Origin of the sequence: Pseudomonas sp. NPDC087626, assembly GCF_044743405.1 — a bacterium.
Taxonomy (GTDB): Bacteria; Pseudomonadota; Gammaproteobacteria; order Pseudomonadales; family Pseudomonadaceae; genus Aquipseudomonas.
This window is the reverse complement of sequence record NZ_JBIUWJ010000013.1, coordinates 53,212-64,943: the sequence shown is the minus strand read 5'-3', so window position 1 is coordinate 64,943 and position 11,732 is coordinate 53,212. Positions and strand designations below refer to the sequence as shown.

General features: G+C 62.0%; 12 protein-coding genes. 7 read left to right on the top strand and 5 right to left on the bottom strand.

Going from position 1 to position 11,732, the window contains the following annotated elements:
* Positions 1–48 precede the first annotated feature (48 nt).
* On the bottom strand, positions 49–699 hold the full coding sequence (locus ACIOVD_RS13335; protein ID WP_095169296.1) for an N-acetyltransferase: 651 nt from the start codon (positions 697–699) through the stop codon (positions 49–51).
* A gap of 174 nt (positions 700–873) precedes the next feature.
* Here ACIOVD_RS13335 and xthA point away from each other — a divergent pair, with 174 nt between their 5' ends.
* A complete protein-coding gene (gene xthA, locus ACIOVD_RS13330; protein ID WP_095169297.1) occupies positions 874–1,686 on the top strand; it encodes an exodeoxyribonuclease III in 813 nt (270 codons plus the stop codon).
* A 79-nt stretch (positions 1,687–1,765) separates the two neighbouring features.
* Positions 1,766–3,103 (top strand): substrate-binding domain-containing protein, encoded by a 1,338-nt coding sequence (locus tag ACIOVD_RS13325; protein ID WP_401128165.1) that lies wholly within the window; start codon positions 1,766–1,768, stop codon positions 3,101–3,103.
* A gap of 22 nt (positions 3,104–3,125) precedes the next feature.
* Here the strand turns inward: ACIOVD_RS13325 and cobF are convergent, their stop codons facing one another.
* On the bottom strand, positions 3,126–3,884 hold the full coding sequence (cobF, locus tag ACIOVD_RS13320) for a precorrin-6A synthase (deacetylating) (RefSeq protein ID WP_320334083.1): 759 nt from the start codon (positions 3,882–3,884) through the stop codon (positions 3,126–3,128).
* Positions 3,881–4,468: a histidine phosphatase family protein gene (locus tag ACIOVD_RS13315; RefSeq protein WP_401128162.1), complete on the bottom strand. Its 588-nt coding sequence runs from the start codon at positions 4,466–4,468 to the stop codon at positions 3,881–3,883. The genes cobF and ACIOVD_RS13315 overlap by 4 nt, the downstream gene beginning before the upstream one ends.
* A 195-nt stretch (positions 4,469–4,663) precedes the next feature.
* Between ACIOVD_RS13315 and ACIOVD_RS13310 the strand changes: the two genes are divergently transcribed.
* The 3 genes from ACIOVD_RS13310 to ACIOVD_RS13300 are packed head-to-tail and all read left to right on the top strand — an operon-like array spanning position 4,664 to position 7,086.
* The gene (locus ACIOVD_RS13310) at positions 4,664–5,680 is read left to right on the top strand and encodes an arginine N-succinyltransferase (RefSeq protein WP_159994725.1); all 1,017 of its coding nucleotides are present in this window, start codon (positions 4,664–4,666) and stop codon (positions 5,678–5,680) included.
* A gap of 31 nt (positions 5,681–5,711) precedes the next feature.
* Positions 5,712–6,812, top strand: a complete 1,101-nt coding sequence (astA, locus tag ACIOVD_RS13305; protein ID WP_095169302.1) for an arginine N-succinyltransferase — start codon at positions 5,712–5,714, stop codon at positions 6,810–6,812.
* A gap of 22 nt (positions 6,813–6,834) precedes the next feature.
* A complete protein-coding gene (locus ACIOVD_RS13300; RefSeq protein ID WP_095169303.1) occupies positions 6,835–7,086 on the top strand; it encodes a Pathogenicity locus in 252 nt (83 codons plus the stop codon).
* Between the two features lie 153 nt (positions 7,087–7,239).
* Here ACIOVD_RS13300 and ACIOVD_RS13295 read toward each other — a convergent pair whose 3' ends face one another.
* Together ACIOVD_RS13295 and ACIOVD_RS13290 are read right to left on the bottom strand one after the other, a co-directional pair.
* Positions 7,240–9,153 carry an RHS repeat-associated core domain-containing protein gene (locus ACIOVD_RS13295; protein ID WP_401128158.1) on the bottom strand — a complete coding sequence of 638 codons (1,914 nt, stop codon included), beginning with the start codon at positions 9,151–9,153 and terminating at the stop codon, positions 7,240–7,242.
* Between the two features lie 130 nt (positions 9,154–9,283).
* Positions 9,284–10,168: a LysR family transcriptional regulator gene (locus ACIOVD_RS13290; RefSeq protein ID WP_095169305.1), complete on the bottom strand. Its 885-nt coding sequence runs from the start codon at positions 10,166–10,168 to the stop codon at positions 9,284–9,286.
* A 148-nt stretch (positions 10,169–10,316) separates the two neighbouring features.
* Between ACIOVD_RS13290 and ACIOVD_RS13285 the strand changes: the two genes are divergently transcribed.
* Together ACIOVD_RS13285 and ACIOVD_RS13280 are read left to right on the top strand one after the other, a co-directional pair.
* A complete protein-coding gene (locus ACIOVD_RS13285; RefSeq protein WP_095169306.1) occupies positions 10,317–11,015 on the top strand; it encodes a CoA transferase subunit A in 699 nt (232 codons plus the stop codon).
* A 38-nt stretch (positions 11,016–11,053) separates the two neighbouring features.
* Positions 11,054–11,713, top strand: coding sequence for a CoA transferase subunit B (locus ACIOVD_RS13280; protein WP_401128154.1), 660 nt, complete (start codon positions 11,054–11,056; stop codon positions 11,711–11,713).
* Positions 11,714–11,732: the final 19 nt, after the last annotated feature.

Here is an 11,732-nt window from a genome sequence, read left to right as displayed (position 1 = left end):
CGAGCTTGGGAGCGTGATAGAGCGAACAATCTGAACAAAAGTTCGACCTTAGGCTGTTGCGCTATGTAACACCTGCGGATTGGCGTGGAAAAACACGTGCTCAAGTACAGGCCCTACCGCCACCTCGCCAATCTCCTCATACCCCTGACGCTTATAGAACTCCAGATAACGCGGATTCCCGGTGTCGAGCACCACCCCCTGGGAATGCTCGTCTACCGCGCACCAATTGTGCACCGCTTGCAACAGTTGCTCGCCGAAATGCTGGCCCTGGAATTGCGGATGAATCCCCAGCAACGGCAGCACGTGCACCGAGTCCGATGGCACGCAGGCAGCCACGGCCGCGTGATAGTCCAGATAGCGCCGGGTGCAGCGAAAACCCGTGCTGAGCACCATGCGCAGGCGCCAGGCCCAGCTTTCGGTAATGCCCAGGCGCCGCTGCGGCGGCGCGATCAGCGCGATGCCGATCAAGCGGTCATTGACCAGCAGGCCGATGGCGGGCAGATCCTGGAGAAAATGCTGCTTGACCAGTTCGCGCACCGTCGCCCGTACCCGCTGCTCATAGCCGGGGCGCTCGGCCTCAAACAGAAACTTGAAGGTGGGTTCGTGGCGATAGGCCTGGTACAGCAATGAGCGCGCTTCACGCGAGTAGCCGCTGTCGAGCCGATGGATGTCCGCGATGGCGGTCGATGTTTCAGGCATGAGGTTTATCTCCCCTTGGCGCGGCGCAAATGACCCCGCTCTTGTAAGTACGAGCCCGGCACTGCTGTGATCGTTCCCACGCCCACAGACATTAGCAGCGCATAGGAACTACTGCCACGCTGGCTCCGATCCTACATGTCAGCTAGCATCGCAGTTTTGCCAGGACTGCCGACCATGAAGATCGTCTCGTTCAACATCAACGGCCTGCGCGCCCGCCCCCATCAATTGGCGGCACTGATCGAGAAGCACCAGCCAGACGTCATCGGCCTGCAGGAAACCAAGGTCCACGACGACCAGTTCCCGCTCGCCGAAGTCCAGGCGCTGGGCTACCACGTGTATTACCACGGCCAGAAAGGTCACTACGGCGTCGCCATGCTTTCGCGCCAGGAACCATTGGCGATCCACAAGGGGTTTGCCAGCGATGAAGAAGACGCCCAGCGCCGCTTCATCTGGGGCACCTTCGCCGACGCCAACGGGACGCCGGTGACCATCATGAACGGCTATTTCCCACAGGGTGAAAGCCGCGACCACCCCACCAAGTTCCCGGCCAAGGCGCGGTTCTACAGTGACCTGCAAAACCTGTTGGAAACTCAGTTCAGCAACGACCAGGCGCTGGTGGTGATGGGCGATGTCAACATCTCCCCAGAGGACTGCGACATCGGCATCGGCCCGGACAACATGAAGCGCTGGCTGAAGACCGGCAAGTGCAGCTTCCTGCCGGAGGAACGCGAGTGGATGGCCCGCCTGAAAAACTGGGGCCTGGTGGACAGCTTCCGCCACCTCAACCCGGACGTTGCCGACCGCTTCAGCTGGTTCGACTACCGCAGTCGCGGCTTCGAGGATGAGCCCAAGCGTGGCCTGCGCATCGACTTGATCATGGCGTCCCAAGGCTTGCTGCCACGAATCAAGGCCGCCGGTGTCGACTACGACCTGCGCGGCATGGAAAAACCTTCGGACCATGCGCCGATCTGGCTGGAGCTGAGCTAGGCCGCTGCCTGTCACATCTGCGTAACCTGAATGTCTTAATGTCCCGGCACCTCCCCTGCCCGCCAAAGGTGCCGGCTCCATGTTGCGTGCCCTGTTGCCGCTGCTGTTATGCAGCCTGTTGTCCCCGTCGGCCTTCGCCACCGCATTGCCGCTGCCCGATAACGGCGTGGTGTTGCGTATCCAGGGTTCCAACACCATTGGGGCGGCGCTGGGGCCGGCACTGGCCAAGGGGTTGATGGAAGAACAAGGTTTGCTCAAGGTGCACAGCGAACCCCGTGACGACCCCAACGAACAGCGGCTGGTGGGCCAGACGGCACAAGGGCAACGGGTGATTATCGAGATCGCCGCCCACGGCTCCAGCACCGGTTTCCTCGCCCTGCACACCACCAGCGCCGATCTGGCAGCCTCTTCGCGCCCGATCAAGGACAGCGAACTGGTGGCACTGGAAGGCCTTGGCGACTTGAAAAGCCCTACGGCCGAACAAGTGATCGCCATCGACGGCCTGGCCATTATCCTGCACCCGCACAACCCGTTGAACCAGTTGAACACCGAGCAACTGGCGCGGATTTTCAGCGGTGAGGTTCGCACCTGGGAAGAACTCGGCGGCGTCGGCGGACCGATTCATCTCTACGCGCGCGATGATCAGTCGGGCACCTACGATACCTTCAAGGACCTGGTACTCAGTGGCCGCGGTAAAACCCTTGCCCGCTCGGCAAGCCGCTTCGAATCCAGTGAACAGTTGTCCGACGCCGTCAGCCAGGACCGCCAGGGCATTGGTTTCATCGGCCTGCCCTACGTGCGCCAGGCCAAGGCGGTGGCAATCGTCGACGGTGCCTCGCAGCCCATGCTGCCACTCACCAGCCTGATCGCTACCGAGGACTATCCACTGTCGCGGCGGCTGTACTTCTATGTGCCGCCGACCGCGCACAATCCCTGGGCCACCGCACTGATAGGTTTTACCCAAAGCCGCCAGGGCCAGGCGCTGGTGGCTGCCAACGGGTTTGTCGCGCAGACCGTGCACGCCATGGATGTCACGGCCAGCCGGCAGATGCCCGAGGGTTATCAGGCGCTTGCTGCCAAGGCGCAACGGCTGACGGTCAACTTTCGTTTCGAAGAAGGCAGCGCCAGCCTCGACAACAAGGCACGCCAGGACCTGTCCCGGGTACTCGACTACCTCAAGCAGCACGGCAAGCTCGACAGACAGGTGAGCCTGGTGGGATTCGGTGACGCCAAGACCGATCCGGAACGCGCCGCCCTGCTCTCGAAACTGCGGGCCATGGCGGTGCGCCGTGAACTGGTGAAAAACGGCGTGGTGCTGCGTGACATTCGCGGTTTTGGTGCGCAGATGCCGGTGGCCGCCAACAGTGACGACGAAGGCCGGATCAAGAATCGCCGGGTCGAGGTCTGGGTCTACTGACGCCCTGGCCGGTGTACGGCAGCTAGTCGGGCTGGCGGATCAGGTAGGTGTCCATGATCCAGCCGTTGGCTTGTCGCGCCGCCTGCCTGACCTGCTCGATCTGGTCGGCGACGTCCTTGAGTTTACCGGCAATGAGGATTTCATCCGCGGTGCCCAGGTACGCTCCCCAGTAGATTTGCTGCTCCTGATCCGCCACCTGCTGGTAGGCATCTTGCGCGTCCAGCATCACCACCAGACTGTCGGCCGCACTCACCTGCCCCGCTGCCAGGCGCCGCCCGGTGGTGATCTCGACGGCGCCGCCGATGCGGTTCAACGCCACTTTGTGCCGCGCCGCCAGGGCCTGGACGCTGCTGATACCAGGGATCACCTCGTAGTCAAAGGTGCAGCGACCAGCGTCGAGAATTGCCTGCAGGATACGCAGGGTGCTGTCGTACAAACCCGGATCCCCCCACACCAGAAATGCCGCGCATTCATCGTCGGCCATTTGCTCGTTGATCAGCCGCTCGAAGGTCTGCTGCTTGTCGCGATTGAGCGCCTGCACACTGGCGCTGTAGTCGAGAGCATCAGGCCTGCGTTGTGGACTGTGGGCCTCGACGAAACGGTAACCCGGCTGACTGATATAGCGGGCACAGATTTCCCGCCGCAGGTCGATCAGGCTGTCCTTGCTCGGGCCTTTGTCCATCAGGAAAAACACATCGACCCGGTTCAATGCCTTGACCGCTTGCATCGTGATGTAGTCAGGGTCGCCTGCACCAATGCCGATCACCAGGAGCTGCTTCATGCCAGGGGTTCCTCGACGGGCGCGCCACTGTCCATCAGGCGCAGGCGCCAGCGGCCGTTGAAGCGCAGTTCGGTGGCGGACAAGGGTTCGACATCAATCATCTGGAAGGCGCTGGGCGAGCACTGCAACACATGGATCATGGCTGCACGAATCACCCACGGGTGAGTCACGGCCAGGTAATGCCCGGGGTGACTGCCCAGGCTGTCGAGCCAGCACCCAACCCGCTGGATCAGTTGCGCGACTGACTCACCGCCATGGGGTGCCGAATGCGGATCGCCGAGCCAGGCCTGCAGCGCCAGTGGCTCGTGTTGTTGCAGGTGGTCGATGGACAAGCCGCGCCAACGACCGAAATCACAGTCATCCAACGCCGGCACATGGCGCAGGTCATTGCCGAACAACACAGCGGTCTGCCGCACACGCGTTTCGCCACCGCCGAGTAATCGCGGGGGCCGCTTGAAGGCGCCCGCGCGACTGCCGCGGGCCGCCTGCCAGTCCATTTCCAATGGTTCGTCCAGGGGCAATCGCGCCCGCTTCTGGGCGACGGTGCGGGCGTGGCAAATCAAGGTCAAACGGGTTACCGACACGCAGGTTCACTCGCAGGCTGTGGCAGGAAAAACTCGCCGAACGGCTAGCATAATGCTGCGCCACCTGGGGATGATCAACTAGTATGGCCCGCGGTCGACGGAGGTTGACCCAGCGCACTTGCAACGCGTGGAACCCGACAGTGATCGTCAAGCCTGGCCTGCGTGGCCCGGTCGTTCTGATACAGGAGTTTATCCATGCTGGTCCTACGCCCAGTCGAGCCATCCGACCTGCCCCAGTTACAGCAACTGGCGCGCGAGAGCCTGGTAGGGGTCACGTCCCTGCCGGACGACAGCCACTGCCTGCTGCAGAAAATCCGCGACTCCCAGCGCTCCTTTGCCAGCCCGGTACAGAGCAATGGCCGGGAGAACTACTGCTTTGTCCTGCACGACCTGGAGCACCAGCGTTTGCTCGGCTGCGCGGAAATCGTCGCCACCGCCGGCTACCAGCAACCGTTCTACAGCCTGCGCAACCGCCCCTTCATCAGCGCGTCCCGGGAACTGAACGTACACCATGGCGTACCGGCGCTGTCGTTGTGCCAGGACCTCAGCCCCCACACCCTGCTGCGCGGCCTGCACATCGACGCAGAACTGCAGCACACGGCTTTCTGCGAACTACTCTCGCGAGCCCGGCTGATGTTCATTGCCGCGCATCCGCAACGGTTTGCCGAAGCGGTGATTACCGAGATCGTCGGCTACAGCGACGCGGCGGGCGAGTCACCCTTCTGGAATGCCCTGGGCAAGCACTTTTTCAACCTGTCCTACGTCGAGGCCGAACGCCTCTGTGGGCTGCAGGACCGCAGTTTTCTCGCCGAGCTGATGCCTCATTATCCGATTTATGTACCGATGCTCACGCCAGACGCCCAGGCATGCATTGGCCGGGTCCATCCCGCGGGCCAGGAAGCCTTCGACATCCTCGAGCGCGAAGGCTTCGAAACCAACAGCTACGTCGACCTGTTCGACGCCGGCCCGACGCTGTTTGCACGCACCCCCAGCATCCGCTCGATTGCCCACAGCCGCACGGCGACCGCCCGCCGAGGCACCGCACACGCGGGCCAGACCACCTACCTGATCTGCAATGACGCCGTGGATGACTTTCGCGCGATGGTGGTCGAACTGGACTGGAGCGCCGACGAGCCGGTGACCCTCGACCCCGCCACCCTGGCGGCCTTGCATCTGACTGACGGCAGCCCGCTGCGATTGGTCGCCCTATGAGGCCAGTGCTGAGTGGCCAGGGAACCGGCCGATGATCGTGCGCCCGGTACACAGCGGCGACCTGCCGGCCGTGCTGGCCTTGGCACAATGCGCAGGCCCGGGGTTCACCACCCTGCCGGCCAATGAAGAGCGCCTGGCCCACCGGATCCGCTGGGCCCAACGGACCTTTGCCAGTCAGGTTGAACGGGCGGACGCCGACTACCTGTTCGTGCTCGAGGACGACGACCAGCAAGTGCTCGGGGTCAGCGCGCTGGGCGGCGCCGTAGGCCTGCGCGAGCCCTGGTACAACTACCGTGTCGGGCTGACAGTCAATCGGTCCGCCAGCCTGGGTATCGAACAACAGTTACCGACGCTGTTTCTCAACAATGACATGACTGGCCAATCGGAGGTCTGCTCGTTGTTCCTGCACCCGGCGCATCGACTGGGCCACAACGGCCGACTGCTGTCGCTCGCACGCCTGCTGTTTGTCGCCGAGTATCCACAGTTGTTCGGCGACAAACTGATTGCCGAGTTACGTGGCAGCGCCGACGCGCAAGGGTGTTCACCGTTCTGGGACAGCCTGGGTCGACACTTTTTTCGACAAGACTTCCGGCATGCCGATCATCTGTCGGGGCTGGGCAACAAAACGTTGATCGCCGAGTTGATCCCGCGTCAGCCGCTGTACACCTGCCTGCTCACCGAACAGGCCCGGGACGTCATCGGCAAGGCCCATGAAAACGCCGAGCCGGCCCGCAGGATCCTGGATGCCGAGGGGTTCGTCCATCAGGGTTATGTCGACATCTTTGATGCGGGACCGGTGATCGAAGCCCCGGTCGGGACTATCCGCGCGGTGCGCGATAGCCAGCCGCTGAGCCTGTTGATCGGTTCACCTGATGACCAGGCGCCGGTGTGGCTGATCCACAACCGCCGCCTGGAAAACTGCCGCATCACCGTCGCCCGCGCACAGCGTGATGGCAGTAACCTGATAGTGGATCGGCCGACCGCCCGCCGCCTGCAATTGCAACCGGGCAACCTGGTGCGCGCAGTAGCCCTCTACGCCGAACAGCAACAGACTGCAGCGGCGGGCCTTTCAAGGGCAGCAGGTTTATCCCAGAAGCACACGCCATCGTCGACGAGCATTGCGCTACAGTGACGCTCACCAAAAAGGAGCCCGTATGGGATTTTCAACGGAAGAAAAACAAACACTGTTAAGCGTCAAGGGGGTCGGCCCGACGGTGGTCCAGCGCCTTGAACAACTGGGGTTCACCACCTTGCTGCAACTGAGCCAGGCCAATGCCCGCGAGATCGTGGTCCAGGCGTCGGCAGTGGTCGGCTCCACCTGCTGGAAGAACAGCCCGCAGGCACGTGCCGCGATTGAGGCGGCGATCGCCAAGGCACGACAAACCAGTGATGCAAGCCAGGCCTGAGTGCTGGCAGATTGACAACAAAAAGCCCGCATCTGGCGGGCTTTTTGTCTATGGGGTCAAATCCTTTTGTCCGTTCAATCTGCACCTGCGAATGTCAGAATTTCGTGAAAAAAAGCCCCCGTGCAGGAAAAAAGGACAGACGGCCCTCCCTCCTCACCACCGCTCGCCGATGCCTCGTATCAGGGCTTGCGGCAACTGCGGCTCAGCCTCATCCACCACGGCCTTGGCCAACGGATCATGCACTTGCAGTAGCGGCTTGCGGCCATCACCTCCCGGGCAGCTGCTGAGTCCCAGGGGGTTGACCCAAGTCGTTGGATTCACTGTGTACTGATAGGCGTTGAGGCCAGCCGCCAGGCGGTTCGGGGCCGGTGTCAGGTAACGCCCCAGGTGCGGGCAATAGTAGCGATGGCGGTTGTAGTGCAAGCCCGTTTCCTCGTCGCAGTACTGCCCCTGGAAACGCAGCGGCTGCTCCACAGGCTCGTGGCCCAAATGCTCAAGACCGACTATTTGGCCGCCGGCCTGATAGGTCGCCGCCCAGACGATTTCGCCATGGCTGTCCGTCAATTCCTGGGGGGTACCGAGATGATCGAGCTGATAGTAGAACCGGCGGCTATCGCCTGCAGCGCCTCTCTCGACCAGGGCCAACGGGCGGAAAGTGTCGGGTTCATAAAGATAGTGACGTTGATGATCGCCGCTGATTTCGCCAACCAGCCGTTGCCCTTGCCAGACGAACTCGGTGGTACTGCCATCGACAGTCTTGGCACTGCGCCGGCCAAAAGGGTCATAGCGGTAGCTGGCCCGGCTGCCATTGGGCAGGATCACCGCGCTCAAGCGATGCTGGCAGTCATAGTGGTAATGGGTCACCTGCGCAGGTTGACCGTCCCGGCGTACGCGGATCAGGTTGCCAAAGGCATCGTAGTCGTAATGGCAGTCGCCGGGGTCTGGTAGGCGATTGCCACACGGGTCGTACGCGAACTGTTGCCCCGGCGCGCCCCGTGAGTGTCGCACCCGGACCAGGCGGTTGCCGGCGTCGTAATAAAAACTGCGCTGACCGTGGTGACTGTCGGCGATGCTCGCCAGGTTGCCGCTGACCCCATAACTGTAGTGCCGCAAGTACAGCGGACGCTGTGGCTGATTGACGGCGTGGGCCTGCAGGCGACCCCGTGCGTCGTAGTGATACTGACTGAGCAACCGGCCCTGTTGGCGCTGCTGCTCCTGCCCGCGCTCGAAGCGATGGCTGGACAGCTGCTCACCGTTGTAACCAATGGTTGCGAGGCTGCCATCGGTGGCGAAGTGATAATCGACCCAGTGGTTGTCCGATAACTGCATGCGCTCGAGCTGGCCGCTGGCGTTGTAGCTGTAGCGCAAGCAGGCCCAGCCCTGCTGCTCGCTGAGCAGCCGTCCCTGCAGATCGTAGGTGAAGATCAGTGGCCAGTCGCTGTCATCGTCGACTCGGCTCAGGCGCCCCTGTGGGTCGTAGTCATAGGCCACCCGGCTGGCGTCGGGCAATGTCTTGAGCAGCAGGCGCCCCGTCCTGTCACGCTGGTACCCCGTCACCAGCGCACAGCCGTCAGTCGCCCATTGGCTTTTCTGCAGCAGATGGCCCTGATGATCATAGGCAAATGTGAAGCGCCGTCCGTCAAAAGTCCGCTCCTGCTCGATCCGCCCATTGGCGCCCCGCTCCAGCCGATACACCTCACCGACTGGGTTTTCGATCTCCGACAACAACCCACTGCTGCGGTCATGGCGATAGCACAACTGGCTGCCATCCGGATTGATCCGTCGGCTGATCAGGTGCAGGTGGCGGTCGTACTCGTAACGTGTGACCTGGCCCAGTTCATCCTGCTCGGCACTGACCTTGCCATAGGCGTTGTAGCTGAAGGTCCGGGTGGCACCATCGGCCGCCATTACTTGTCGCAATCGGCCCTCGGCGTCGTGTCGGTAGCGGGTGACCTGGCCATGGGGGTCGATCTGTTCGCAGATATCGCCATGGGCATTGCGCCGGTAGGTCCAGCACAGGCCGTCGACGGTCAAGATAAAGCAGGGTTCATGGGCAGGTATGAGCATCCGTTGTCTCTCTGCAGAACGAGGGTCAGTGATTCTGCGCGAGCGTCCAGAAGTGTTGAACGGGTCGGGGTAAAATCAGAATTGCCCTGGACGATTCGAGACCCATCGTGCAGGTATCAGGGCACAAGGACTACAGACGTACCTCACCCTTGAGGATGTCGAACAGCGCCTGGGCGGCTGCCGACAGTTCGTGGCCGGGCTTGGTCAGGATGCCGATGGCGCGCTCGACCACCGGTTCACCCAAGGTGATGCAATGGGCACCCAGTTCGCGCATTTGCGCGGCACACAAGGCTGGCACGGCGCTGACCCCCAGGCCGCTGGCGACCATGCGCCCGACCGTCGCCAGTTGGTGACTTTCAAAGGCCACCGGCAGGCGGGTCTGGCGCGCTTGCAGGTGCTCTTCGAGCATCACCCGCACCGTCGACGGACGCTGCAAGGTAATGAAGGGCTGCTCCAGCAGGGTGTTCCAGTCGATTTCGCTGAGACCGGCCAGCGGCGAATCACTGGGCACCACCGCGACAAAACGGTCGACATAGAGCGCCGTGAACTGCAGCGATGAACTCTGCATCGGCTCGAACGCCACGCCCAGCTCCACCTGACGGTCGCGCACCATCTCCAGCACCTGCTCGTTGATCACGTCGTTCACCGTGACGTTGACTTTCGGGTAACGCGCGCGGAAGGTCTTGAGGATCGGCGGCAGCAGGTTGCCGGCAAACGAAGGCATCGCCGCCAGGGTCACTCGCCCGCGCTGCAGGGTGAAACGCTGGCGCATTTCGTCCTCGGCGTTGTCCCAGTCGGCAATCAGGCGCCGGGCCAGGGGCAGCAGGGACTCGCCTTCGGGGGTCAGCGCGACATTACGCGTGGTGCGGCTGAACAATCGTCCGCCGAGGCTTTCTTCCAGGGCCTTGATGGTCAGGCTCAGCGCCGACTGCGACAGGTGCAGCCGCTCACAGGCCACGGCGAAGCTCAAACTCTGGGCCACGGCGAGAAACGCGCGGATCTGCTTGACGGTCATCTGCGTTCCTTATTATGAAGTACGTCACGGATTAACGAGTTTTATCTATTAATCCACCTTAAAAATCAACTTATCAAATGAATCGGATGGCGCAACACTCAACCCCATACGGCTAGCCAGCCGCCCACAAAGAATAAAAGAGGTGCATATGGCAGGTTTCGACAAGCGCGTGAGTTCCTATGAAGAGGCCCTCGCCGGCCTTGAAGACGGCATGACCGTGATCGCTGGCGGTTTCGGCTTGTGCGGCATTCCGGAAAACCTGATTGCCGAGATCAAACGCAAGGGCACGCGCGACCTGACCGTGGTTTCCAACAACTGCGGCGTCGACGGTTTTGGCCTCGGCGTGCTGCTCGAAGACCGGCAGATCAGCAAGGTGGTGGCGTCCTACGTCGGTGAAAACGCCCTGTTCGAGAAACAACTGCTGAGCGGTGAAATCGAAGTGGTGCTGACCCCACAAGGCACCCTGGCAGAAAAAATGCGCGCTGGCGGCGCGGGTATCCCTGCATTCTTCACTGCTACCGGCGTCGGCACGCCCGTGGCCGAAGGCAAGGAAGTGCGTGAGTTCCATGGCCGCCCATACCTGATGGAAGAGTCCATCACCGGCGACTTCGCCATCGTCAAAGGCTGGAAAGCCGACCACTTCGGCAACGTGGTCTATCGCCACACCGCCCAGAACTTCAACCCGCTGGCCGCCACTGCCGGCAAGATCACCGTGGTCGAAGTCGAAGAGATCGTCGAGCCTGGCGAGCTGGACCCTGCGCACATCCATACCCCTGGCATCTACGTTGACCGGGTGATCTGCGGCACGTTCGAAAAACGCATCGAACAGCGCACCGTGCGCAAGTGATCCACGCCCCCAGCCCGACGAACAACGGAGAATAAAAAATGGCTCTTACCCGCGAACAAATGGCTCAACGCGTCGCCCGCGAAATGCAGGACGGCTACTACGTGAACCTGGGCATCGGCATTCCGACCCTGGTTGCCAACTACATTCCCGAAGGCATGGAAGTCATGCTGCAGTCGGAAAACGGCCTGCTCGGCATGGGCGCTTTCCCGACAGATGATCAGGTCGACGCCGACATGATCAACGCCGGCAAACAAACGGTGACCGCGCGTATTGGCGCATCGATTTTCTCTTCCGCCGAATCCTTCGCGATGATTCGCGGCGGCCACATCGACCTGACCGTGCTCGGCGCGTTCGAAGTCGACGTACAAGGCAACATCGCCTCCTGGATGATCCCGGGCAAACTGGTCAAGGGCATGGGCGGCGCAATGGACCTGGTAGCCGGTGCCGACAACATCATCGTCACCATGACTCACGCCTCCAAGGACGGTGAGTCCAAGCTGCTGAGCCATTGCAGCCTGCCACTGACCGGCGCCAACTGCATCAAGCGGGTCCTGACTGACCTGGCCTACCTGGAAATCGAAAACGGCGCCTTCATCCTCAAGGAACGCGCACCGGGTGTCAGCGTCGAGGAAATCGTCAGCAAGACTGCCGGTAAACTGATTGTTCCGGACCACGTTCCAGAAATGCAGTTCGCCTGAACCCTTTGAGGAGAAATAC